The organism is Shewanella sp. SM20 (assembly GCF_025654545.1).
Taxonomy (GTDB): Bacteria; Pseudomonadota; Gammaproteobacteria; order Enterobacterales; family Shewanellaceae; genus Shewanella; species Shewanella oncorhynchi.
Genome location: NZ_JAKKRK010000015.1, coordinates 61,912 through 88,034 on the forward strand (window position 1 = coordinate 61,912; position 26,123 = coordinate 88,034).

The 26,123-nt window shown below is 46.0% G+C and carries 23 protein-coding genes and 2 tRNA genes; 5 read left to right on the top strand and 20 right to left on the bottom strand.

Features of this window, described 5'->3' with window-relative positions; genetic code table 11:
* Positions 1–711: 711 nt before the first annotated feature.
* Entirely contained in the window at positions 712–3,168 is a 2,457-nt protein-coding gene (locus L5M18_RS08395; RefSeq protein ID WP_263196551.1) for a S8 family serine peptidase, read from the top strand.
* A gap of 82 nt (positions 3,169–3,250) precedes the next feature.
* Here L5M18_RS08395 and L5M18_RS08400 read toward each other — a convergent pair whose 3' ends face one another.
* The 10 genes from L5M18_RS08400 to L5M18_RS08445 form a co-directional block, all read right to left on the bottom strand.
* Positions 3,251–3,796, bottom strand: a complete 546-nt coding sequence (locus L5M18_RS08400) for a YaeQ family protein (RefSeq protein WP_028761068.1) — start codon at positions 3,794–3,796, stop codon at positions 3,251–3,253.
* Positions 3,797–3,972: 176 nt separating this feature from the next.
* Complete coding sequence (locus L5M18_RS08405) at positions 3,973–4,884, bottom strand: bifunctional precorrin-2 dehydrogenase/sirohydrochlorin ferrochelatase (protein WP_263196552.1); 912 nt, start codon at positions 4,882–4,884, stop codon at positions 3,973–3,975.
* 19 nt (positions 4,885–4,903) lie between these two features.
* A complete protein-coding gene (locus tag L5M18_RS08410; protein ID WP_263196553.1) occupies positions 4,904–5,263 on the bottom strand; it encodes a rhodanese-like domain-containing protein in 360 nt (119 codons plus the stop codon).
* A gap of 128 nt (positions 5,264–5,391) precedes the next feature.
* Positions 5,392–5,709, bottom strand: a complete 318-nt coding sequence (locus L5M18_RS08415; RefSeq protein WP_263196555.1) for a DUF2007 domain-containing protein — start codon at positions 5,707–5,709, stop codon at positions 5,392–5,394.
* Positions 5,710–5,943: 234 nt separating this feature from the next.
* The gene (secF, locus tag L5M18_RS08420) at positions 5,944–6,891 is read right to left on the bottom strand and encodes a protein translocase subunit SecF (RefSeq protein WP_198572756.1); all 948 of its coding nucleotides are present in this window, start codon (positions 6,889–6,891) and stop codon (positions 5,944–5,946) included.
* Between the two features lie 12 nt (positions 6,892–6,903).
* Positions 6,904–8,754, bottom strand: coding sequence for a protein translocase subunit SecD (gene secD, locus L5M18_RS08425; protein WP_173496405.1), 1,851 nt, complete (start codon positions 8,752–8,754; stop codon positions 6,904–6,906).
* A 17-nt stretch (positions 8,755–8,771) separates the two neighbouring features.
* Complete coding sequence (yajC, locus tag L5M18_RS08430; RefSeq protein WP_007649452.1) at positions 8,772–9,104, bottom strand: preprotein translocase subunit YajC; 333 nt, start codon at positions 9,102–9,104, stop codon at positions 8,772–8,774.
* Between the two features lie 27 nt (positions 9,105–9,131).
* Positions 9,132–10,256, bottom strand: coding sequence for a tRNA guanosine(34) transglycosylase Tgt (tgt, locus tag L5M18_RS08435; RefSeq protein WP_006082277.1), 1,125 nt, complete (start codon positions 10,254–10,256; stop codon positions 9,132–9,134).
* A 161-nt stretch (positions 10,257–10,417) separates the two neighbouring features.
* Positions 10,418–11,455, bottom strand: coding sequence for a tRNA preQ1(34) S-adenosylmethionine ribosyltransferase-isomerase QueA (queA, locus tag L5M18_RS08440; protein WP_263196556.1), 1,038 nt, complete (start codon positions 11,453–11,455; stop codon positions 10,418–10,420).
* Between the two features lie 62 nt (positions 11,456–11,517).
* Positions 11,518–11,727, bottom strand: a complete 210-nt coding sequence (locus L5M18_RS08445) for a hypothetical protein (RefSeq protein ID WP_105252070.1) — start codon at positions 11,725–11,727, stop codon at positions 11,518–11,520.
* 207 nt (positions 11,728–11,934) lie between these two features.
* On the opposite strand from L5M18_RS08445, the gene L5M18_RS08450 reads away from it, so the two are divergent.
* A complete protein-coding gene (locus L5M18_RS08450) occupies positions 11,935–12,558 on the top strand; it encodes an ACP phosphodiesterase (RefSeq protein WP_028761076.1) in 624 nt (207 codons plus the stop codon).
* A gap of 75 nt (positions 12,559–12,633) precedes the next feature.
* On the top strand, positions 12,634–13,305 hold the full coding sequence (locus L5M18_RS08455; protein WP_263196558.1) for an RluA family pseudouridine synthase: 672 nt from the start codon (positions 12,634–12,636) through the stop codon (positions 13,303–13,305).
* Positions 13,306–13,402: 97 nt separating this feature from the next.
* Here L5M18_RS08455 and L5M18_RS08460 read toward each other — a convergent pair whose 3' ends face one another.
* Entirely contained in the window at positions 13,403–13,843 is a 441-nt protein-coding gene (locus L5M18_RS08460; RefSeq protein WP_131523165.1) for a hypothetical protein, read from the bottom strand.
* A gap of 351 nt (positions 13,844–14,194) precedes the next feature.
* On the opposite strand from L5M18_RS08460, the gene L5M18_RS08465 reads away from it, so the two are divergent.
* Entirely contained in the window at positions 14,195–15,574 is a 1,380-nt protein-coding gene (locus tag L5M18_RS08465) for a Gfo/Idh/MocA family oxidoreductase (RefSeq protein WP_263166664.1), read from the top strand.
* A gap of 172 nt (positions 15,575–15,746) precedes the next feature.
* Here L5M18_RS08465 and L5M18_RS08470 read toward each other — a convergent pair whose 3' ends face one another.
* From L5M18_RS08470 to L5M18_RS08500, 7 genes are all read right to left on the bottom strand, one after another.
* A complete protein-coding gene (locus L5M18_RS08470) occupies positions 15,747–16,271 on the bottom strand; it encodes a CIA30 family protein (RefSeq protein WP_263166662.1) in 525 nt (174 codons plus the stop codon).
* A gap of 75 nt (positions 16,272–16,346) precedes the next feature.
* The gene (sstT, locus tag L5M18_RS08475) at positions 16,347–17,573 is read right to left on the bottom strand and encodes a serine/threonine transporter SstT (RefSeq protein WP_263173791.1); all 1,227 of its coding nucleotides are present in this window, start codon (positions 17,571–17,573) and stop codon (positions 16,347–16,349) included.
* Between the two features lie 171 nt (positions 17,574–17,744).
* Positions 17,745–18,644, bottom strand: coding sequence for a chemotaxis protein CheV (locus L5M18_RS08480; RefSeq protein WP_028761082.1), 900 nt, complete (start codon positions 18,642–18,644; stop codon positions 17,745–17,747).
* Positions 18,645–18,783: 139 nt separating this feature from the next.
* Positions 18,784–19,254: a dual specificity protein phosphatase family protein gene (locus L5M18_RS08485; RefSeq protein WP_028761083.1), complete on the bottom strand. Its 471-nt coding sequence runs from the start codon at positions 19,252–19,254 to the stop codon at positions 18,784–18,786.
* 72 nt (positions 19,255–19,326) lie between these two features.
* Positions 19,327–20,610, bottom strand: coding sequence for a DEAD/DEAH box helicase (locus L5M18_RS08490; RefSeq protein ID WP_263196560.1), 1,284 nt, complete (start codon positions 20,608–20,610; stop codon positions 19,327–19,329).
* 47 nt (positions 20,611–20,657) lie between these two features.
* Positions 20,658–21,215, bottom strand: coding sequence for a methylated-DNA--[protein]-cysteine S-methyltransferase (locus L5M18_RS08495; RefSeq protein ID WP_263196562.1), 558 nt, complete (start codon positions 21,213–21,215; stop codon positions 20,658–20,660).
* A gap of 45 nt (positions 21,216–21,260) precedes the next feature.
* A complete protein-coding gene (locus L5M18_RS08500; protein WP_263196565.1) occupies positions 21,261–22,916 on the bottom strand; it encodes a DNA-3-methyladenine glycosylase 2 family protein in 1,656 nt (551 codons plus the stop codon).
* Between the two features lie 449 nt (positions 22,917–23,365).
* On the opposite strand from L5M18_RS08500, the gene L5M18_RS08505 reads away from it, so the two are divergent.
* The gene (locus tag L5M18_RS08505; protein WP_263196566.1) at positions 23,366–25,195 is read left to right on the top strand and encodes an ABC transporter ATP-binding protein; all 1,830 of its coding nucleotides are present in this window, start codon (positions 23,366–23,368) and stop codon (positions 25,193–25,195) included.
* A gap of 587 nt (positions 25,196–25,782) precedes the next feature.
* Here L5M18_RS08505 and L5M18_RS08510 read toward each other — a convergent pair.
* A tRNA-Glu gene (locus tag L5M18_RS08510) sits at positions 25,783–25,858 on the bottom strand.
* Between the two features lie 131 nt (positions 25,859–25,989).
* A tRNA-Glu gene (locus tag L5M18_RS08515) sits at positions 25,990–26,065 on the bottom strand.
* Positions 26,066–26,123 lie beyond the last annotated feature (58 nt).

A 26,123-nucleotide genomic window follows, 5' to 3' on the forward strand; every position in this document is an offset into this window, starting at 1 on the left:
TATCACTTTCAGAAGTCTTATAACGGTTAAATGAACTTGTTAGCCATGACAAACAGATAATGGAGCAGTGCTATAACGGAAGATTGTGGATCTCAAAATACCTAAGATTACCTATGCAAAATATTGATATTCAAAAATACTTAATAACACGGTACATAAAGCCCAAATAGCTAAACGTGTTACCAACGTACTTTAAAGTACAACGTTGCAATCCAGTTATTTCAAACTGACCGAGATATTAGCCGTCGTCAATCAATTGGCAACTGCCACCCTATTGACAGCCTTTTGCAACAATTTCGCATAATCAATCACTTGAGAAAATCTTCTCATTATGATGAAAACTTAAAGTTTGTTTTTGTTATTTTTAATCACAAAAAAATATATATATAAATTTCAATGCATTGATAACGGTAAAATCAATCAAAAGCCCTCATATGAAGTCGTAAATTCGTATTCACTTATTCACGTTTATCACATAAAAAAACAAATATTTTAATAAAATTTGGTTACAACTCGTTACAACTTGAATTTATATGCACTATAAATGCCTATTAAATCTAATCACTTACCAACCGCCATACCGTTAACAATTGATTTACAAATGCTTTGGTCGCAGATAAATTCACTAACCGAGTAGCATCTGAGTCGTAGTTATTCTTATGAAACATAAAATAATAATGATTAACACTAAATTGACCATGGAAGAAGAACATGACAATCAACAGAACCACTAAAATAGCGTTAAGCCTTTCAAGCTTAGCTATTGCGATCTCAGCCGGTGTACAAGCAGCACCACAAGCCCCAGGTTTTGCCGCAGCATTACAAGCACAAACCTCCCCACTGCCAAAGCGTTACATTGTGAAGTTTAAAAACACTGATGCTGCGGCCATCATGTCAGCCAATAGTGTGCAATCAACGAGTGATCTGCAGTCACTCAATGACGCGACAACAGATACGCTACCAACCACAATGAATTATCAGCCACAAATGGCTGAAATCAGTGCCCAACATACCGCATTAAATAAAGTACAAGCGAAGGAAATGAAGCGTATCGGCCGCAGTAACAGTTACTCGGTGAAACTCGATGCCAAAGGGATCAATGCCTTAAAAACCCGTGCTGATGTGGAATATGTCGAAGAAGATATGCCACGCCGCTTTCTAAGTGAAAGTACGCCTTGGGGCCAAACTTTTGTGGGAGCAACCCAGCTAAGCGACAGCCAAGCGGGCAACCGCACTATTTGTATTATCGACTCAGGCTACGACCGTAGTCACAGCGACTTAGGTGGCAACAATGTCACAGGGACCAATAACTCAGGCACAGGTAACTGGTTTGAGCCGGGCAATAATAACGCCCACGGTACCCACGTTGCGGGGACGATTGCGGCGATTGCCAACAATGATGGCGTGATCGGCGTTATGCCAAATCAAAATGCCAATATTCATGTGATCAAAGTGTTTAATGAATCTGGCTGGGGCTACTCTTCATCCTTAGTCGCTGCCGTAGACACTTGTGTCACCAACGGCGCCAATGTTGTCACTATGAGTTTAGGTGGTTCAGGTTCTAGTACCACTGAGCGTAACGCTCTGGCCGCCCACTATAATAATGGTGTTCTCCTGATTGCTGCTGCGGGTAACGCGGGGAATAGCACTCACAGCTATCCAGCATCCTACGATGGCGTCATGTCTGTCGCCTCGGTGGATAACCATAAAGACCACTCAGCATTCTCCCAATACACTAACCAAGTGGAAATATCAGGCCCTGGTGAAGCCGTTCTATCGACTGTTACCCGTGGCGAAGGCCGTTTAGCCGATATCACTATCGGCAGTCAGTCTTACTTTGACTCAGGTGTCGTGCCGCACAATCGCCTGATATCCTCTGGTGGCAGCTATGTCCCCGCACCATTTAACGGTACCAGCACTGCAACTTTGGCAGAATGTACCGTTAGCGGCACAAGCTTCAACTGCGGCAACATGACCAATAAGATTTGTTTAGTGGAACGTGTTGGTAATCAAGGCACTAGCTACCCTGAAATTAACGCAGCTAAAGCCTGTAAGAATGCAGGTGCCAGTGCGACGATTGTTTACAGTAACGCGGTATTACCCGGCTTACAAAACCCCTTCCTTGTCGATGCTAACAACGAAATCAATATGGTTTCTGTATCTGTTGATCGTGCAACAGGCTTAGCATTGCGCAATCAACTGGGCGCGACAGTCACAGTCAGCAACCAAGGCAATAAAGATTACGAGTACTACAATGGTACATCTATGGCGACACCGCATGTGTCAGGTGTTGCGACCTTAGTGTGGAGCTACCACCCAGAGTGTAGTGCGGCGCAAGTCCGTAACGCATTGAAAATGACCGCCGAAGATCTTGGTACTGCGGGTCGTGACAACTACTATGGCTATGGTTTAGTTAATGCAGTTGCAGCAAAAGCCTTCCTAGACGCATCTTGTACTGGTCCAACGGGTCCTGTCGATCCAACCGAACCGGGCGATAGTGTTCTGGTGAACGGTGTGGCGAAAACAGGTTTAGCAGGCGCAACAGGTGAAGAATTACATTTTTCATTTGAAGTTCCAGCAGGTGCAACTAACCTAGGCTTTGTGATGAACGGTGGCACAGGTGATGCAGACTTGTATGTGCAATATGGCGCGGCGCCAACCACCACTAATTACGATTGCCGTCCGTATAAAAGTGGCAATAGTGAGTCTTGTCCAATCACCAACGTACAATCAGGCACTTACTATGCCATGGTGAAAGGCGATTCGGCTTTCACTGGTGTGTCGTTAACGGCGAGCTACACAGCGTCTAATGGCGGCGGTACGCCAACGAGCTATACCAATACTGATAACTATAATATTCCTGATAACAAAGCGGCGGGGATCACTAGCCCAATCACGGTTACTCGCACAGGTGATTCAGGTACTGTGACTGCAGTCGTGAACATAGTCCACCCTTACATTGGTGACTTAAAAGTGCAGCTGATCAGCCCTTCAGGAAAAACGGTTACCCTGCATAACAACACCGGTCTTGGTGCAGACAATATCAACAAGAGCTATACCGCAGATATGACAGGTGCGAATTCGAACGGCGTATGGAAGTTAAAAGCCGTAGACAGTGGCCGTGGTGATGCTGGCTATATCGATAGCTGGGAACTGAGCTTCAAATAAATCAAAATCGATACTCTTACTGATACTTAAAAGTGATAAACGGAAAGAGCCTGCAATTGCAGGCTCTTTTTTACAAAACATGTTATTCAATATCTTTGAGAATTTCAGGCTCAATCAACACGCTGGTTTCATTATCCGATAACCAAATTTGGCCTTCACTAATCGAAACTTGCAATGCCATATTACGCCCAACAAAGGCTTCCATCGCCGTGACGGACTCTTCGGCAATATTCCACACTTTTAAATTCTGATAACGCTCTAATGCCTGCTGATTCTGTTTCCACCAAATCGGTACACTGCGACCACCATAGGTAAAGAGCTGCACGACTTTGGCACGGCCGCTGGCCTTTCGCAGCCATTTTTCATCGGCCTGACCAAACTCAACCCACAGCTCAATTTCACCGGATAGGGTTTTGTCCCATAGCTCTGGCTCGTCATCGACGCACAGACCTTTACTAAAACTTAAGGTTTCGCTGGCATTCACAATAAACGCGAGTAAACGCACCATCATGCGGCCATCGGTTTCGGAAGGATGCTGTGCAAGCGTCAATTGATGGTCTTGGTAATAATTCCGATCCATATCGGCTATCTGTAAATTGACTTTAAACACGGTCGCCTTGAGGGCCATAGTCATCCTAAATGCAGAGTGAAATCCTGAAACAGCGAAATCCTAAAATAAGGCTGCCGAGTCTACCTGAGACTCAGCATTAGCTCAAACGAACAATAGAATACGCCCATGAAATCGAACATAAAGTGCAATCGAACAGAAGATTAAATCGAACCCAAGGCTGAATCGGTAAGAAATTAAATCGCACCGGGTCGCAGATGTTTAGCCATGGGGAAATGGGCTTTCAACAAGCTGATTTTTTGCGTATCCGCTACCAGTAGCATGCGCGTACCCAGCTCATACTGTTGACTCAACTCACTGAAAGCGGGTAAAAAACCGCGATCTGCGTCGCGGCGAACAAGTTCAGCGAGTTCAACGCTTAAATCACCTTGGCTGTATATACAATCGAGGCGCTGCAATAGCGGCATGGCGGCGAGCGGCAGTAAGTCCACAGAGGTTGCATCATCCAACAAAAGGATTTCGCCGCGGCAGACTAAGTTATTAAACGTATTATGGTAATGCTCAGTGGTACGACTATCGAAACGGTCGCCATTGGTATCGAAAAAACGCTCCCAAAATAAGCGGCGTTTCGAGGTTGAATCGAGTTTATCTTGTACTTCGACGCGTCTATCGGCGACAAAATCGAATAACGGTTTGAGTGACTGCGGTAGGCTAGATTCTAAACGCGAGCGAATCGTGCGTGCAAATACCGGTGCAGCGCCCGCAGTGCTGATCGCGACCACTAAACGACCTCTATCCACAATAGAAGGAGTGATAAAGCGGCAAAAGGCCGGATTATCAACGGCATTAACCCAGATACCACGCGCGGTAGCTAAGGTCGCTAACTCTGCATTAAGACTGTCGTTTGCCGTAGCTAAATACACCAAATCATAATTTTGAATGTCGGCATGGACGACTTCACGCTGGGATAACAAAATGCGGCCAGCATCTGCATAACGTTGCACTTCAGGGTTCACCTCTGGCGCTACCACGTGGATATTGGCTTCAGTACGTGTCAGCAGTGCTAACTTACGGCTAGCCACATCGCCCGCGCCCACCAGTAGAACATTCAAATTAACCGTATCGACAAACAAGGGAAAATATTGCATTAGAAGAGATCCTGAACGCTTAGTCCTGCACCACTGGCAGTTGACGCTGTACCCAGCCCTTATAGCCACCAATCATAGAGGCAACGTGGGTGTAACCCATAAGTTGCAGATTATGGGCAGCCAAGGCGGAACGCGCACCACCCGCGCAGTAGAGTAATATGGGTGTATTTTTATCGGGGAAACGCGCTTCGATATCACGCTCTAAAATACCCCGGCTTAAATGTTTCGCTTGGGGTAAATGATCTTGCAGCCACTCACGATCCTCACGCACATCAACAAGGTGCCAGCGATCATCGGCCTGATAAGCTTCGATTGTCACTTCGGTGATATTAGGCAGAATAGCGTCAACAAGGGCGGAAAATGCATTGGGATGATGCATCACTAACTCCTAGATAAGATATTGAATGACATGATGAATGTCAGCTTATCAGCAAAGTGTAATCTTCTCATCCTGCAGACGCAATCTTTCAGCCTCACCGCAAAGCTGAGAAGGTTGCCAGTGAAAGGCTAGTTATGGCTTTCGCTGCGCTCTGAGCTACATTGCCAGCAAAGCTCAAAACTGCCTTCATTAGTCTCATGGCATTGCACACACTGCCATTGCGGACTTTCAACATCCAACGCATTCAATTGAACTTGTGCCGACACGTATTGGGACTCACCTACCCATAACTCGACGTTTTGCATCCCAGTAGGGAGTTCACCAATGCCGCCTAATAACGCTTCACCTCTGAGTTCAACATGAATGCCACAGGCCTCCAATAAACCTTTCCATGTATGGGCCTGCAATAAATTACCACCAGCAACTAACACTTTACGTTCTTCCATGCGACATCCTACGGCTACAACTCTCTGGAATATGGGTTGCCGACATCCTACTGCTAAATAGCCGAGGCTGTCGAGCGCTGATTTTTACATCAGTTGTTAAATAAATTAACATTTACTTTTTACAGCATAACTGACTATAACTTTGTGAGTTTGCTAGCAGAATGTCAGATACGCCTCAAAATTGATGCAAAAAAAAGCCACCTCGTCGGTGGCTTTTTAACTCCAAATTAACCTTTAAGGCATCATAGGAGGTTGATCTGCGCCTTCTTTCTCAATCTCAACTGGCATCATGTGTTCACGATTGATACCCAGTTTAACGGCCAAGAAGCTCGCCACATAGATAGAGGAATAAGTACCCACAAAAATCCCCAACAGCAATGCAGTCGCAAAGCCATGGATCATAGTGCCGCCCTTAAGGAACAAGGCCACAACAGTCACCAAAGTCGTGCCCGTTGTAATAATGGTACGGCTCATAGTTTGAGTGATTGAAATGTTAACTATTTCTTCAGGATCGCTCTTACGCAGCTTAAGGAAGTTCTCACGGATACGGTCAAATACCACGATAGTATCGTTAAGTGAGTAACCCACCACCGTCAACAAGCCCGCCAATACGGTCAAGTCAAATTCCAATTGAAATAACGAAAACACCCCTAAGGTCACGATGACATCGTGCGCCAATGCCGCTACAGAACCAAACGCTAAGCGCCATTCGAAACGAAACGACACATAGATCATGATACAAATCAGCGCGACTAATACCGCCAATGCGCCTTGCTCTGCCAGTTCTTTACCCACTTGTGGGCCAACAAACTCAACACGCTTCTGCTGCACTTGTGGGTCAACTTTCTGCGCGGCTTCCATGACAGACTTAACCTGCACATCGCTCTTAACGCCTTCTTTCACCTGTAAACGTACAAGTACGTCACGGCTAGAACCGAAGTTTTGCACGATCGCACCTTCGGAATCTGGCGTCGTCAGTTGCACACGCAGCGCATTCAAATCAACCGGCTGAGTAAACTCCATTTCAACAACAGTACCGCCAGTGAAATCAAGACCCCAGTTAACGCCATTAGTTGCGAGCGATACCAGCGAGCCCAGCACTAACACTGCCGACATAATGCTAATAGGCAGTGCATGGCGGAGGAAGTTTACTGTATGTTTTAAGGATAAAACTTCAATCATTGTCACTTCCCCTTAGATAGACAGAGTCTTCACGCGCTTACCACCCCAAATCGCGTTAACGATTGAGCGAGTACCCACGATGGCGGTAAACATAGAAGTCGCAATACCTATCATTAAGGTCACAGCGAAGCCTTTAATCGCACCAGTACCTACGGCAAACAAAATGAGCGCAGTGATGAAGGTGGTGATGTTCGCATCGGCGATAGTTGAGAAAGCATTACCATAACCTTCATGGATAGCCTGCTGTACGCTACGTCCGGCACGAAGCTCTTCACGAATACGCTCATAAATCAGCACGTTGCCGTCAACCGCCATACCGACCGTCAACACCATACCGGCAATACCGGGTAGGGTTAACACAGCGCCAGGGATCATAGACATAACGCCCACAACCATGACTAAGTTTGCGGTTAAAGCCAGGTTAGCAATAAGCCCAAAGCTACGGTAGTAAACCAACATAAAGAGTAAGACAACTGCCATACCCCATACCATAGCTTGTACACCGCTTTGAATGTTTTCAGCACCTAAGCTTGGACCAATGGTACGTTCTTCAACAATTGATACAGGAGCAATCAAGGCACCCGCACGCAGTAATAGCGCAAGGTTTTGTGCTTCACCATGACTTAAGCCAGTGATCACAAAGTTACGGCCTAAACGGGCTTGAATGGTCGCGACAGAAATCACTTCTTGGATTTTCTGCATCTTAACGCTGCCATCGGCATTGCGATCACCACTGTCTTTATATTCGATGAACAAAGTCGCCATAGGCTTGCCTATGTTGTCTTTGGTCACGTCAGAGAAAATGGTACCGCCTTTAGCGTCGAGGTTGATACTGACCTGAGGACGGCTGTACTGGTCAAAGCTAGGTTGTGCGCCAGTGATATGGTCACCCGTCAACATCACTTCTTTCTTCAATATCACAGTGCCACCTTCGCGGCGCTGATACACTTCAGAACCTGCAGGTACACGGCCTGATTGCGCAGCATTCGGATCGGCTTTGTCATCCACCATGTGGAATTCAATTGATGCGGTTGCACCTAAGATTTCCTTAGCGCGAGCCGTATCTTGCACACCTGGCAGCTCAACGATAATGCGCTCAGCACCTTGGCGTTGTACCACAGGCTCAGCCACACCTAACTCGTTAACACGGTTACGAATGGTAGTAATGTTTTGTTGCAGTGCTTCTTCTTTAATCTGCTTTAGATAAGCTTCACTCATCACAGCTTGCAGCGCGAAATCTTCGCCACGGCTAGCGTCGGTGAACACCATATCTTTATTGCGAGTCTTAAGAAAACGCTCGGCAGTCGCTAGGTTTTCAGCATCACGGAACTTGATTTCAATTCCAGTGGCATTAACACGAATACCAGCATAACGAATGGTTTCTTCACGTAATTGTGAACGGAAATCAGCAACTTTAGCTTCTTCCATCTTACGAATCGCTTCGCCCATGTCCACTTCCATGAGGAAATGCACACCACCGCGAAGGTCAAGACCAAGCTTCATTGGGCTGCCGCCCATGGACTCGAGCCACTTAGGCGTCGCAGGCGCTAAGTTAAGTGCCACAGTAAACTTGTCACCTAAGCTGTCAGCAATCAGTTCTTTCGCCAGTAGCTGTTGATCCGCATTTTGCAAACGGACCAACAACTGACCTTTTTCAAGCTCAGAGCGCTTTACCGCAATGCTCTTACTGGCTAACAGCTCGTTCACACTGGCTTGGGTAGATGCTGTTACTTCGGCACCTCGAGTCGCCACCACTTGCACCGCGTGATCTTCACCAAAAAGGTTAGGTACGGCATAGAAACAACCTATGGCGATGACGAGCATCACCATAATGTTTTTCCACATTGGGTATTTATTTAACACGCCTGAGCCCTCTTGGCTTACAACGACTGGATAGAGCCCTTAGGCAATACAGCTGCAATATAGTCTTTTTTGATCGTGATTTGTGTTGTGTCGTTCAAGCTCAGTAACACGTAATCGCTTTCGTCGCTGATTTTTGCAATCTTGCCTAAAATCCCACCACTGGTTAACACTTCATCGCCTTTGCCTAATGAAGACATTAGATTTTTGTGCTCTTTAACGCGTTTTGATTGCGGACGGAAAATCATGAAATAGAAAATCAGGCCGAAAATCGCCAGCATGAAAATCAGTTCCATCGTGCCGCCACCTTGTGGTGCGCCGGCAGCGCTTGCATATGCATTTGAAATAAACATAGTTTTTCTCTTCTTATTAGCAAAAAATCAATCGACTAACTCTGGTACTTCGCGACCTTGACTGGTATAGAAGTCGGCCACAAAGGCGTCTAATGTACCCGTCTCAATCGCACCGCGCAAACCTTCCATTAACATTTGATAGTATCTCAAGTTGTGAATGGTGTTTAAACGCGCACCCAGAATCTCATTACAACGATCTAAGTGGTAAAGATACGCCCGTGAATAATTTTTACAGGTATAACAATCACACTTAGTATCAAGTGGTGACGTGTCATCTCTATGACGCGCATTGCGTATTTTGATCACACCTTCACTCGTAAACAGATGACCGTTGCGGGCATTACGGGTTGGCATCACACAGTCAAACATGTCAACACCACGACGTACACCTTCAACTAAATCTTCTGGTTTACCGACCCCCATCAGATAGCGAGGTTTGTCTGCAGGAATTTGCGGGCAAATATGCTCAAGAATGCGATGCATATCTGCTTTAGGCTCACCGACGGCCAAACCACCGACGGCATAACCGTCGAAACCAATATCGACTAAGCCTTTTAAGCTTTCGTCGCGTAAATCTTCATACACACCGCCCTGAATAATACCGAAGAGTGAGTTAGGGTTCTCTAAACGGTCAAATTCATCACGCGAACGTCTTGCCCAACGTAAAGACATCTGCATTGACTTGCGCGCTTCATCTTCAGTGGCAGGATACGGGGTACATTCGTCAAAAATCATCACCACATCACTGCCCAATGCATCTTGAATTTGCATTGATTTTTCAGGATCTAAGAAGATTTTTTCACCATTTATGGGCGAACGGAAATGCACACCTTCTTCGGTGATCTTACGGATATCGCCAAGACTAAACACTTGGAAACCGCCCGAGTCCGTTAAAATAGGACGCTGCCAGTTCATAAAGTCATGCAAGTCACCGTGCTTACGCATGATTTCTTCGCCTGGGCGCAACCATAAATGGAAAGTGTTACCGAGCAAAATATCCGCGCCAGTGGCACGGACTTCTTCCGGTGTCATGCCTTTCACTGTGCCGTAGGTTCCTACCGGCATAAAAGCGGGGGTTTCTACCGTGCCACGATCAAAAATTAACCGACCACGGCGCGCACGCCCGTCGGTAGTGTCTAATTCAAATTTCATAATTCACCTCGCCAGATAAACAGTCTGACTACATTTTTAATGGCTAATGCCATTTTGATTAACAATAGAGATGGGGACAGCGTTAAAAGGTTCAATCTTTTAACGAAAAAAATTGCCGCACAATCTCACTTTGGGCGGCTATTTTAAAACAAAATCTTGGTCTAGTGGGCTTTTTTCGTCACAAACATCGCATCGCCATAGCTAAAGAAGCGGTATTTTTGCGTGATAGCATGTTGATACGCCGCCATAACATGATCAAAACCGGCAAAAGCACTCACTAACATGATCAAAGTTGATTCAGGTAGATGAAAATTTGTCACCATAGCATCGACCACTTGGAATTCATAACCTGGGTAAATAAAGATGTCGGTATCGCCGCTAAAAGCTTTGAGCTCGCCAAGGCTTGCGCGTGCCGCACTTTCTAAGGAGCGCACTGACGTCGTCCCTACGGCCACCACACGTTTACCCGCAGCTTTGGTTTGCGCGATTAAATCAACCACATCCTGCGGCACATTCGCCCACTCGGAATGCATCTTGTGTTCAAGAATAGTATCGACACGCACTGGCTGAAATGTTCCCGCGCCCACATGCAAGGTCACAAACGCGACATTCACGCCCTTGGCTTTTAATGCATCGAGCATGGCATCGTCAAAATGCAAACCCGCCGTTGGCGCGGCAACTGCGCCAGGATTTTGGTTATACACGGTTTGATAGCGCTCTTTGTCGGCATCTTCATCGGGTCTATCGATATAAGGAGGCAAAGGCATGTGCCCTACTGCTTCAAGCACTTCTAAGATGGTTAACTCGGATAACAACTCAAGTTCAAACAAAGTATCGTGACGGGCGACCATCTTCATCTTATAGCTACCGTCGAGATGGATTAACGAATCCACTTTAGGGGATTTAGAGCTGCGAACATGGGCGAGGATGCGCTTATCATCAAGCATACGCTCGACTAAAATTTCTAACTTACCGCCACTGGCCTTTTGACCAAACATGCGCGCGGGGATCACTCGGGTATTGTTGAACACCATTAAATCACCGGGATTAATCATCCCCAGCAAATCGGTAAACTGTTTGTCGCCTAACGCACCAGAGTTGCCGTCTAAGGTTAACAGACGGGATGCGTTACGCTGCGCCATAGGATAACGAGCGATCAGCTCATCGGGGAGATCGAAAGAAAAGTCTGCAACGCGCATATTGGCCTCTAGATAGCTTAGAACGGCGGCTAGTCTATGGTTAGAGGCCAATAAGATCAAGATTACTTATTGCCAGTGTCCACTTCTTGCTCGGGTTCCACTGGATTGATGCCATCTTGGGGCTGATTGTCATCGGCATCGAATTTTAGCCGCGAGCGACTAAAGTCATCCATGCTGAAACGGTGTTGTTCAAAGGGAATTTCTATTAGCACTTTTTTGCGCTTCTGCTGCTCGTCTTTACCAAGCATTTTGGTGAACCAGTTCCACATCATCCATGATCCTAAAAAAGGTTATTGATTTTATTTCACTTTCCCTTATCGATTACTATGTCAACGTTTAAGTAAGCCATAATTATTCACGGCGAATCAAATGTCATTATCAATAAAAAGTGAAAAAATACTGCATTTTTAGCTTCGGCGCTTTCCTAAGCGCGCTTGTGCATGATACCGTGAACCGACGTGGTTAACCAAGCACAAATAATGAACTTTCTTACACACTTACATCTCGCCGACATCAGTAAAACCCACCTTGCTGCCAACGTAGCAGGTAACTATATTCAAGCGCCAATTGCGCAAGCCCCAATGGAGTTACGCCAAGCTTTATGGCTAAACCAAGAGATTAATACCCTCTGCGCCAGCCATGAATTGACGATTGAATTAATGGAAGCTTTCCCTGCGCCCTTAAGAAGCATAGCAGCAGAACTCATGGCGGTGAGTTTCGATCACTATTTAGCTTACTATTGGGAAGAATACCACCACCAACCCTTAGATGAATTCAGCAGCAAGGCCTATGACGCGTTAGATGCTTTCGCCACGCAAGGCGTTGATCCATACCATCCAGAGGCATTATTTACACTCTTGCCCACAATGCGCAGCGCCGATTGGCTAGGCAGCTACACCACCGAAAAAGGATTACAACAAGCCTTAGCACAGGTGGCCAAACAGCATCCGCAAGCCGCACTGTTTAAAGATGCCCATAAAGTCGTCAATAAAATGCAGATAGAAATAGAAACCGCGTTCCGCACTTTTTATCCGCAGCTGATGGCTTATACCCGTATTTGGAGCCGTAAGACACCTACAGAATATTTGCCCTCCCCCCTCTAAGAATAAGCAAGCATGAGATTATGCTGTGTGCCTGCGTAAATTTTGCTAGTATGGCCGCGCAAAAATGAGGACAAGATGCAGATATTTGATTACCAGCCCCCAGCAGTTCCTTGGCTAGACATACGCTATAAAGATAGAGATCTGATTATCATCAATAAACCTTCGGGATTATTGTCTAATCCGGGTCGAGCTGCTCACACCTTCGATTGCGCGTTAACCCGCTTACAAAGCCTTTATCCAGAAACTATTTTAGTGCATAGGCTCGACTGCGCGACCTCGGGCATTATGGTGTTCGCCCGTAATAAAAAAGCGGAGTCGCATTTAAAAACGCAGTTTCAAGATAGACAGAGTAAGAAAGTCTATATTGCCGAAGTGATGGGACATGTGCAGCAGGAACAGGGCATTATTGACCTCGCGATAGTGCCGGACACTGAACATCCGCCCTATCAAAAAACGCTACAGGCGGGAGATACTGGCGGCAAAAGCGCCCTCACTCACTACCGTGTATTAGAGCGCCGAGAAAACAGCACCTTAGTCGAGCTTTCGCCAGAAACAGGCCGCACCCATCAATTGCGTGTGCATATGCTTGCCCTAGGCCATGCGATTTTGGGTGATGAGTTTTATGGTGATGCCGAGGTTATCAAGGCCAAACCGCGTTTATGTTTACATGCACAAAGCTTAAGTTTGACCCATCCCTATTCGGGTAAACCGCTGTTTTTTAGCAGCAAACATCCATTTACTGAATAACTTAAGCCACTCGCTACAATTCCATAAAAGCAAAAGGTCGCGGCTTAGCACTGAGCTAAATGCGACCTTCGTTATTTACTGATTCGACTGTCGTCGTTTAAGCGACGCGTATACCTTGACCAAAATCGACATCAGCCGCTAATTTTTCCGCTTGGAAATAGCAGCCCTGCTCATTACAAAATTGTAATTGCTGCGACGATGTAACGATAAAAAATTCACCAAAGAAATTGCCGCCAACATCTTCCAGCTTATGGCCCTCAGGAGTTTGCGTCATATAGACTTCATCTAAACTATGGCAGCCATCACTAAACCAAGTTTCTAAAAAATATTTATCGTCTTCTTTATAGAGGGTAATTTTGTCACCCAATAAAGGACGCCCATCTAACCAACGACCTATAATTTCACGATTTTGCATATCTGTCTCCCGCCAATGAAGGCGACGGCGTTTTTCAATCCCAGACATCCTGATATCCTTATGCAATACCCAATCACCTAAAGTGAATGTCAGTTGTGGTAGTACATTAAGCATAGAACCCATTTAACTCTTTACTCCCCACAGCAGCAAATTACTTCAAATCGTCCGTCAAATGTAACTTTTTGGTTAATTTAAATTTGCTAAATATTTAAAATATAAAAGATAAATACCTTTGACTAATTAATCGGCAGTGTAGCTCAATCTAAAAATAAAAACGCGATCTTTATCACTATTTACTTATCGCTAAAGTAAAGGCAGCTAAAAGACTTATCTTCCTAGATGAATGAGTTTGTTACATCTTTTATTGCCAATTTTAATAGGGTTTCTGATATAACCCATAAGTGAATTACCGCACAAATAAGACCAAGTGATATTTCAATATCCCTACAAAACAAAAATAAAGCAGGAAGCGCTATGCATAACATTCATCGTCGTCACTTTCTTAAAGCAGCGGGTGCCGCTACCGCCGGACTCGTCACAGCCAATATTGCCCTCAACGCCTACGCCAGTAGTGTTGCCCCTAAACCGCAAACGGGTAAATCCGTTATCGGACTCATAGCACCCAAAATGGACGTGGTTCGAGTTGGCTTTATCGGTGTTGGCGAGCGTGGCTTTAGCCATGTCGAGCAATTCTGTCATTTAGAAGGCGTTGAACTTAAAGCCATTTGTGATACTCACCCAGCGGTGCTGGACAGAGCAGTGGATCATATCGTTAAACAGAATCGGCCAAAACCGGCTGTCTATACTGGTAATGACCTGAGCTATCGCGATCTCTTAAGCCGCGATGATATTGATATTGTGATCATTTCTACTCCATGGGAATGGCACGCACCTATGGCGATAGAGACGATGGAAAGCGGTAAACATGCCTTTGTCGAAGTACCGTTAGCACTCACAGTAGAGGAATGCTGGCAAATTGTAGATACCGCCGAACGCACTCAGAAAAACTGCATGATGATGGAAAACGTCAACTACGGCCGTGAAGAACTTATGGTTCTCAACATGGTACGCCAAGGTGTGTTTGGTGAGTTGCTCCACGGTGAAGCCGCTTATATCCACGAGCTACGTTGGCAGATGAAGGAAATAGACCATAAGACGGGCTCATGGCGAACTTATTGGCATACCAAGCGCAACGGTAACTTGTACCCGACCCACGGTTTAGGGCCAGTATCCCAGTATATGAACATCAACCGCGGTGATAGATTTGATTATCTAACCTCGATGAGTTCACCCGCTCTTGGCCGTGCGCTCTATGCTAAACGTGAATTCCCCGCCGATCATGAGCGTAATCAGCTCAAGTACATCAATGGGGATATCAATACCAGTCTGATTAAGACCGTTAAGGGCCGGACCATCATGGTACAGCATGACACTACGAGCCCAAGACCTTACAGTCGCCACAATTTAATCCAAGGGACAAATGGCGTGTTTGCGGGTTTCCCGAATCGTATCGCCGTCGAAAATGGTGGCTTTGGTCAGAGTTACCACGAGTGGGATATGGACATGCAAAAGTGGTATGACAAATATGATCACCCTCTATGGCAACGCATAGGTAAAGAAGCTGAGATTAACGGCGGCCACGGCGGCATGGATTTTGTGATGTTATGGCGCATGATTTATTGCCTGCGCAATGGCGAGGCCTTAGATCAGGATGTGTACGATGGCGCGTCTTGGTCGGTGGTGAATATCTTAAGTGAACATTCACTCAATGACCGCAGTAACTCAGTCACCTTCCCAGATTTTACCCGCGGCGCATGGCAAACGGCCAAACCCTTAGGGATTGTCGGCGCTTAAGCAGCGGCTTTCACCAAACTCATCATTTTGATGGGTTCACCATAAGGATAAGTGCCTCGGCCTTATCCTTTTTCTTAAATGAAGCCTAGAGATGCCCGCACCATCAATAGCAAGTAATTAGGGACAAGCAATTAGGGGCAATAAACTCATGATAAGAAACCAACTATAAACGCTAATAGTAGCCAATTTCTTTGATTTTCAAAGAAAAATCACCACTCTGCTGGGCACCAATCACTAGTCCTAGACTACAGACTTGGCTTAAATCTATTGCCACTCGGGAAATCGGTTTACCCCGACATTGGGGCAAGAAGTCACTGAAGGGAATTTCTATCCGCTGCCAATTCAAGACTCTAGCGCCACTCACGCCAAACGTTTGATGACTTGGCGCGGGCATAGGCGCTTGATAAACCGTGCTTTGGGGTGTGTCGACATCCTTTAGATTCACTTTATAATCTTTAGGTCGGTCGCCATCGAGTTCGACATAGATCCCAGTAAATCCACTGACATCTATAGGGCTAAACTCACAACGCACTGAAGCAAACCCGCCGCCATTTGCCAGCGACACATGGCCACTAAACTCACCATAGCCTAAAGGTGACACCGTCATCTTACTGCGGGACAAACCGCCCATCACAGTGTCATTTATTCCATACCAGGGCTTTGCGGCATCTAGCACTTTAAAATCAAAAAAGATCATAACGACTCCCATAAAAAAAGCAGCCACCTAAGTGACTGCTTCCATAATACTTTTCAATACGAATAACAGCCCTCGTTAACGCAGTTTAGCTTTATTCTCAGCGGCTTCACAAGCAGCAGCGGTAAAGATAACGTCAGTAGAGCTGTTCAATGCGGTTTCGGCTGCATCTTGAACCACACCAATAATAAAGCCGACAGCGACTACTTGCATGGCGACATCATTAGAAATACCAAACAAGCTACAAGCCAGTGGGATCAACAGTAATGAACCACCCGCCACACCCGAGGCGCCGCAAGCCGAAATAGCGGCTACAACGCTCAATAACAATGCGGTGAGTAAATCGACTTGAATGCCCAAGGTATGCGCCGCAGCTAAGGTCAATACCGTAATAGTGATCGCCGCGCCGCCCATATTGATGGTGGCACCTAAGGGAATAGAAACTGAGTAAGTGTCTTCATGCAGATTTAATTTTTCACACAGCGCCATATTCACCGGAATATTCGCCGCACTCGAGCGGGTAAAAAATGCCGTCACGCCACTTTCACGCAGACAACGAAATACCAACGGATAGGGATTACGTTTAATCTTCACGTAAACAATTAAAGGATTAACGATTAAGGCAATAATGGCCATCGCACCTAATAATACTGCCAATAACTGCGCGTAACCCGCAATTGCGGCAAAACCGGTTTCAGCAAACGTCGCAGCAACTAAACCAAAAATACCAATAGGTGCTAAACGAATAATGAAATGCACCATTTGCGAAATGCCGTGGCTCATGTCGGCAAATACTTGCTTAGTCGAATCGCTAGCATGATGTAAGGCTAAACCTAAACCCACACCCCAAGCAAGAATACCAATATAGTTGCCCGTCATTAACGCATTCACAGGATTATCAACCAGTTTAAATAATAAGGTATGGATTACTTCACCAATACCTTGTGGAGGACTTGTGCCTTCCACACCAGCAACCAAAACTAAAGTCGTGGGAAAAATAGAGCTTAAAATCACAGCAGTTAACGCCGCGGCAAAGGTACCCAATAAATAGAGGATCACAATTGGGCGCATATTGGTTTGCGTATTTTTCTTTTGATTGGCAATCGACGATGCTACTAAGATAAATACCAGTATTGGAGCAATCGCTTTTAGTGCTCCAACGAATAAACTGCCTAAGAAAGCGATATCTTTTGCGCTATCGGGTGAAAAACTCGCTAACACCACACCAGCGATAATCCCTAATAAGATTTGTAATACGAGACTGCCATTAGCCAACTTAGCTAATAATGATGATTCTTGTTTCATGGTTTAACCTGTCGTTATTATATTTCGGTTGAGATCCCCAACGCGCACCTTCGGAAATGAGGCCAATAAGGTTTTTATAGGATGTGACTAGACTTGTCTAGTTTTGCGGGGAAATAAGCTAACTAAATTACCCTTGTCCCGCAAAAAGCATACAAAAAACTAACAAGCGCCTTATTGGCGCTGCTTCATGGCTAAATCGGCACCACGCAACATTGCATCAATCAACTCGTGGGCATCGAACTTAGTCAGCGCTTCATTTGCCCCCACTTGGTGGGCCTGACTCACGCTTATTTCGCTGGATAAAGACGTGTGTAAAATGATGTATGCCTTGGCGGTCAGTGGATTATCACGCACCTCAAACGCCAGTTCATAACCATCTAGTCCCGGCATCTCGATATCACTCACCAGAATATCTATGGGATGATGCTCTAGTGCCGCTTGTTCCATCATGACTAAGGCTTCTTTACCGTCGGCAGTCACTCGATAAGGGATGTTGATCATATCAAGGGCATCGGATAACTGCTTACGTGCCACCTTAGAATCATCCACTAACAGGATATTCATGGGTTTGAGTTTCTCACGCTGCACATCGGTCAAGATTGCCCGATTTGCCTGTGGGTTATTCGGGAAAATTTTCGACAACAATAACTCAACATCAAGCAATTGTACTAACTGGTCCTCAAAACGAGTCACACCAGTCAAGTAAGCATTCTTACCCAAATTGGCAGAAGGCGCCTCAATATCGCGCCAATTACATTCAATAATCTTATCGATACCGCGCACTAAAAAGCCAATGATCATCCGCTGACAGTCAGTGATGATGATGTAGCATTTTTCCCGCTCTTCAGGAGCTATCGGCCGATAGCCAATCGCAGCCGCCATATCTATGATAGGAATCGTATGGCCACGAATCGTTGAAGCGCCAAGAATCGTCGGATGAGATTGGGGAATTTTGCTTAGCTGTGTGTACGGCACCAGCTCACGCACTTTCAACGTGCCTAAGGCAAACACTTGAGTCTGTGATAACCGAAACAGTAGTAATCCCTGTGACTGACTTGCCTTACTTTTCATAATTAGATAAATAACTCACTAAAAACAACCTTCGGATAGCTTAACCTTAACACAGTAAAATTTTGATGACTAAGGTCAAACGAATGAAACTATTATTACCTATTTATTAATAGGTTCGACGCCAATCGCCGACAAATACTTAGTCTTGCAATGCATACAAGACATCAAAGGCAAATTGATCCCAACCTTCGGCAGTAAAAGCGATATCGCGAATATTACGAACTTGGCTCACCGCATGTAATGGCGCTGCACCATTGACCATCAAGTAATAGGCCATGATAAGACTGGTGCGATCCTTGCCAGAGCGACAATGGATCACTACAGGCAGCTCATCGGCTTCACATTGCTGAATAAAAGCGAGTGCCTTGGGCAACTGAGCGACACAAATCGCCACATCCCCATCTTGGGGCGGCACATTGCGCGAAAAGGGAATACATTCGTAACGTAAATCAAGCTGCTTAAACGCACTCGGCTCGCAGCCCTCGCCCCCATTGACCGACAGAATGGCACCAATACCGGCCTCTTTGAGCGCTTGTAAATCCCAAGGATCTTTATTAGGGCCACTGCGCCCTGCGACTTTACCTTCAACTAACCAGAATAAGTGTTGCATAAACCTTACCTACGACAAGTGAGATGACAAGGAACGCCAGAGATAAGCTAAGAATAGCTTGTTTCCAACGACTTAAGATTTTTTACCCCAAAATTCAGCATTGGCAGGCGGTAACTGTTTACGTTTTTTTTTACCCATACCTTCAGGCTTGGCGACAGGTTTAGCTTGTTCTAACAGTTCGGCTGGCATTTCATCATCGGCTTCAAAACCGACAATTTGCTCACGCACTAACTTAAGCTTGTTCTTTTTCTCTATCACGCCAAAGTGGTGATAATCCTCATGGGAAATCAAGGTCACTGCTAAGCCTGCTTCACCGGCGCGGCCACTACGGCCAATACGATGCATATAATCTGCAGGGCTCCTTGGTAAATCAAAGTTGATCACCACAGGCAGTTTATCGATATCGATACCACGGGCGGCAATATCGGTCGCAATTAACACACTGATCTCGCCATTTTTAAAGCCATCGAGCACCCGCATACGCGCACCTTGGGCTTTATCGCCATGGAATACTTCGGCAGTGATCCCACGTTTAGACAGCTTTTGCGCTAAGTGATTACAGGTATTTTTGGCACTCACGAAGATCAACGCCTGTGACCACTGATGTTCTTTAATCAGATGCGCCAATAATGCGGTTTTCATCGGACGATTAACCGTAATCACCCGTTGATGAATCGTGCTTTCTTGCTCACTTTGCAATTGATATTCAAGTGGATTATTAAGCAGTTTTACCGTTAACTCACGGACTTCTTCAGGGAATGTCGCAGAGAATAATAAGGTTTGTTTCTTGGCGGGCAAAGCGTCGAGCACTTGAGCTAATTCTTCAGTAAAACCAAGGCTTAACATGCGGTCAGCTTCATCTAGCACTAAGGCGCTGACACGATTGAGTTTAATGGCATTACTCGACAACAGATCTAACAAACGACCCGGCGTTGCTACTAGGACGTCGGCGCCAGAGCGTAGACTCTGCATTTGCGCATTCACCGACACACCGCCAAACGCAGCGACAATTTTTAGCTTGCCATTAAGATGTGAGGCATAGGATAAAAAGCTGTCGGCGACTTGTTGTGCTAATTCACGGGTTGGGACTAAGACCAAACAACGAACATAAGCGCCTGTCTTATCCTCTGTTTTTGCGTCAACAAGTTGTTGCAACAGCGGCACGGCAAAGGCTGCCGTTTTACCCGAGCCCGTATTAGCACCGGCTAACACATCGCGCCCCGCAAGCACAGCGGGGATCGTCGCCGCCTGTACTGGTGTGGGCGAAACATACGCTAATTCGGTTAATCGATTTAGCAAAGGTGCAATAATGCCGAGTTGGGCAAAGCTTGCCGCAGAGGAAGAAGCCTGAGTCATAGAAAGTTTAACTGCTCACCAATATCTTAATAGGCGGCTATTCTAGCTTAAATATCGAGGCAATGCTTGGCAGTTTCCAGCGTTAATAACTGCTGTTTCATCGCAAGCCCATAGGCGTAACCCGTTAACTTGCCATTTTTGCCTATCACTCTATGGCAAGGCACGATAATCGCAATGGGATTGGCACCATTGGCCGCGCCCACGGCGCGCACCGCCTTAGGCCGACCAATTTGCTCGGCAATCTGCCCATAGCTGCAGCTCTGGCCATAATCTACATTGAGCAAAGCTTGCCAAACTTCACGCTGAAATTCAGTGCCTTTAGGTGCAAGCTTTAAATTAAATTCAATCAGTTCACCTGCAAAATAACCCGCGAGCTGCACTTGAGTTTCACTAATATGCGCCTTAGCTTGATTGAGGGCATCCTCACTCACCTTAGCAAGCGCAATCTCAGTGCGATCCGAGCCGACAACCGTTAAATGACTCAGCCCATAGGCATTGGCATTTAACTGCAATATTCCGGCAGGACTCATAAAAGTATCTACGGCACAGGGCTGATACGCAGCAATACTTGACGCTTGGCTCAATTGACGAATCGCATGCTTCATAATTTATCTCTCTATTTATGTCTTCAACTTAGATCGTTTTAGTCGCTATTGATGCCAAAGCTGAAAAGTTAAATAACTGCCCCAAGGCGCGATTTCTTGACTCAGTTGCTGGCACAGCTGCGGGTAGTTGACTGCACCCGCAGCGGCTTCATCCAGCCTATGGGTCTTGCCATACAAGGCCAGCAAATGCTTTTTAACAATCAAATCGGTATGCAAAAACACATTGGGATCGCCCAAACCGCGGAGCTTAGCATACGCGATTGTCCAAGGACCTATGCCCTTAACGCTTAGCCAATCATCGACACTCGCCTCAGGATGATCGCAGATAAACGCCGCGAGCGCATTGAGGGCTAATTTACGAGCGCCGGGCATTTTTAGCTCTGTTAGACTCGCCTCACAAATGGCCTCGGGTGTAGGAAATAAACGATACTCGCACCCATTGAGATTAAAGCGCTCGCCATAGGCTTCAACCAATTGATTAAGTAGCTTAGTCGCCTGCACTACCGTCACTTGCTGGCCTAAAATCGCACGGCAGGCCGCCTCAAATAAGGAGCCTGCACCGGGAATCCGTAATCCCGAAAACGGTGTTAATCCTAAACTTGGTAGCTCACTTAAGCCTTGTTCAATCAGCAGCATATCCGCATCGAGATCTAAAATGCGCCGCACTTCAGTGACTAGCAATTGCAGCTCATCGACAGGAGAGTCTTCGGTCAACATTATCGCGAGTTTGAAGCGATTTAGCTTAGGCTCATGGATAATGTGCACTGTGCCGCGCATCTTACCTAGGGCAAAACAGCGACCATATTCGAGCCCATTATCGCCAACGACATCGCTCGCTTGTGGATGACTCATCTGCGGTGTGAACCATTCCATCCCTGTTACCGCACGTAATCGATAAAACGCCAGCTGTGATGTCCAATCCAATGGCGGACGATAATACTGATACAAGGTTAATCCATAGTGCGGCACAAATTCACCCATAGTATCAATCTCATCTAATCCTGTTAGTGGCTCAATCATGGACTCCTTTGCCGCTTTGGTTAATGCACTCTTTCTTAACTGCGTCGGCGTCAATTGCAAGGTTTGCTTAAACGCCTCATTGAAACGGCGAATACTGTTGAAACCCGCCGCCATCGCGACTTGAGTGATAGGTAATTGGGTTTGGTGCAATAATTGTTTAGCAAACAGTAACTGCCGATATAAGGCATATTGTTTTGGCGAAGTGCCAAAGCCTTCGGTAAAGAGCTTATTGAGATAACGACTGCTGATCCCTAATCGGTCAGCCAATTGTGTTACTGTCGAAGCTGGCTCTCCCGATGATTTTCCCGCTAAGGCGCCCGCTTCGATTAAACTAATGGCCCTCGCTAATGTTGTGCCAGTCCCCTTCCAAGGATTCGATCCCGGCGCACTGTCGGGCCGACAACGCAAACATGGGCGTAATCCCGCCTGCGCGGCTTTAATGGCCGAATCAAAATAACGCACATTTTGCTCTTTTGGCGCGACGGCGGGACACACAGTTCGGCAATAAATGCCTGTCGTTAATACGCCCACAAAAAACTTACCATCAAAACGCGGATCGCGGCTCATCCTCGCCTCACGGCAAATGGACGCAGAAAGTAGCCCCGCACTGGACTCCAGTGAATGCACCGAATCTATTTCATCACGCTTAATCGCACTCTTAGACACTCTATCTGCACTCATTTTTCATCACGCCCGACAATATTCGCTCACAATTAATTTCTTGTTCATTACTTTACGTAAAACTAGCATGTAGCACTAGCGGAAAACGGAACTCAATCATTTCAATGCTTTTAGGGCATGAAATCTTATATACCCAAGCTACCTGAAGATACGAGTTTCAGAGCGTCTAGGGTGCTTCAATTCAAGGCGCATCAATGACAGAATGTCGGCCACCTTTTGAATTGGTGCGACACGGAAGTGGAGTGCCCTAGACGCTCCGTCCCGGCGGCTGATGTTAACCACGGGGTAACGCACTTTATGCCGTGTTGGTTATTTTTAACTTAGTCCACTAGGTCTGCAAATAACCGCCTTGCCTAAAGTGCGTTAAATTCCCGCTGAATCCTGCATCTTCAGGTTGTTTGGGTATATGCTAGAGCCGACTATTTTTTATCTCACCATAGAGTTAATTCATGTTTAAACGATTTGAATCCTGGGTTGAAGCCCTACCCGATGATGAACCCACTAAACCACCCACAGGGGTTTATGCTTTTTGTCGCCACTATACTAAGGGCTACGAACTGCCGCTGATCTTAATGTCAGTGCTGACCGCCATGCTGGCCATGCTTGAAGTGTCACTGTTCGGATTCATGGGCCAATTAGTAGATTGGCTGGTGAAAAAAAATCCCGAAACCTTATTCCAAGACGAAGGCTCGACCTTAATGCTGATGGGAGGTATGGTGATAATTGTGATGCCAATATTGGTATTACTGCATGCGCTTATCATGCATCAAACCTTGCTCGGCAATTATCCTATGTCGATCCGCTGGCTTGCACACCGTTATTTGCTAAAACAAAGTGTATCGTTTTATCAAGATGATTTTGCTGGCAGAATCGCCACGAAAGTGATGCAAACATCCTTAGCCGTGCGCGAAACTGTGATGAAATTGCTCGATGTGTTGGTATACATTTTAGTGTATTTCACCTCTATGCTGGTGATGATTGCCAGCGCTGATCTGCGCTTAGTCATACCTATGCTCGTCTGGCTTGCACTGTATGTTGGTCTGCAATGGTACTTTGTGCCTAGACTAAAAAGTGTCTCTACCGAGCAAGCCGATGCGCGCTCCACCATGACAGGCCGTATCGTCGACAGCTATACCAACATCACCACAGTGAAGCTATTCGCCCACACGCAAAAAGAAGCCGAATACGCCAAATCCAGTATGCGGATATTTTTAGACACGGTTTATCGCCAAATGCGCTTAGTGACGGGCATCAGCGTCAGCGTGCAAATCATCAACTATCTGTTGGCCTTTAGTATTGCAGCAGTATCGATAGCCCTATGGACCGATAGCGCAATCACGGTCGGCGCCATCGCCATTGCGGTCAGTTTAGCACTGCGCTTAAACGGCATGTCACAGTGGATAATGTGGGAAATCAGTTCGTTATTCGAAAATATCGGCACGGTTACCGATGGAATGAACACCTTATCGAAAACAACGATCATCCAAGATGAGCCAAACGCCAAGGCGCTGGTCGTCAATCATGGCAAGATTGATTTCAACCAAGTGTGTTTCCATTACGGTGAGCAGACTGGCGTGATTGAAGATCTGAATTTGAATATTAAAGCAGGTGAAAAAGTTGGCTTAGTGGGGCGTTCTGGCGCAGGTAAATCGACCCTAGTGAATCTACTAATGCGATTCTACGATGTTGAAAAAGGTCAGATTAATATCGATGATCAAGACATCAAGATGGTTATGCAAGATTCACTGCGTTCGCAAATTGGCATGGTGACCCAAGATACCTCCCTCTTGCACCGCACCATTCGCGAGAATATTCTTTACGGCAATCCCAGTGCCAGTGAAGAGCAACTTGATCGCGCGATTAAACAAGCTCAAGCCTATGACTTTATTCAGGAACTCAGTGATCCTAACGGTAATCATGGCTTAGATGCCCAAGTGGGTGAACGCGGCGTAAAACTCTCTGGTGGCCAAAGACAGCGTATCGCCATCGCGCGGGTTTTATTGAAAAATGCGCCCATTTTACTGCTTGATGAAGCCACATCTGCGCTAGATTCCGAAGTCGAAGCTGCAATCCAAGAAAGTTTGTATGAATTAATGCAAGGCAAGACAGTGATCGCGATTGCCCATCGACTTTCTACTATTGCCGCGATGGACAGGTTAATTGTATTAGATCAAGGCCGAGTCGTTGAGCAAGGCACGCACCATGAACTCATCGCCGCAGGCGGTATTTATGCTCAATTATGGGCCCACCAAACCGGTGGATTCTTAGGTGTAGACTAAGCCAAAGGTAAGATGACGAAAGGCGACACTCAGCAGTGAGTGTCGCCTTTTTTATCTCAAATAAGTTTCCGCCTACTTCTGCCCTCTTCCCACAAAGCTTCACTCTTACACTCGCGCTCATATTCACCGCAGTAATACACGATTCATCTATTACAATGGCTACCGTGTGAACGGTTCACTTCAAACTTTACTCGTTGAACGATTGGAAACAAGAGATAAACCGCGCTTAACGGCTCAACTTATCAACATTGAAAGTGGCAGCATTCAAAGTACCAACACACTGAACAATCCGAAAGGTGAGTTTGGGCCATGGGTTAGCGCAAGGTTAAGCAGGAAAACGCTTCGATAATCTTTATCACACGATTGAACAGAATGACTTCACCACACTAAGTAAGCCTCTCGAAGCATTATTTATCTTAATGTGGATGGTTTGAATTGTTGGGTAAATTAGGCAAATAACTCGGAGCGTATGACTCGTAAATGAATCGGGGAGATCTCGATTTAATATTCAAAATTCAGACACAAAAAAACCACCTTGAGGTGGCTTATTGTCTTTAACCAAAGTTTCGATAAACCTTGATTAAAATTGGTATCCCCTAGGGGATTCGAACCCCTGTTACCGCCGTGAAAGGGCGGTGTCCTAGGCCTCTAGACGAAGGGGACCCGGACTTATGATTTAACTCGTAACCGAGCTTTGTAACACATTCACTTCAGTAGGCTAGGAAGCAAATGCCTTGTTCTTACCAAACAACACGTTAGTTATTTGCTAGGAACCACTCTCTATAAAATATAGATGGTATCCCCTAGGGGATTCGAACCCCTGTTACCGCCGTGAAAGGGCGGTGTCCTAGGCCTCTAGACGAAGGGGACCCGGACTTATGTTTTAACTCGTAACCGAGCTTTGTAACACATTCACTTCAATAGGCTA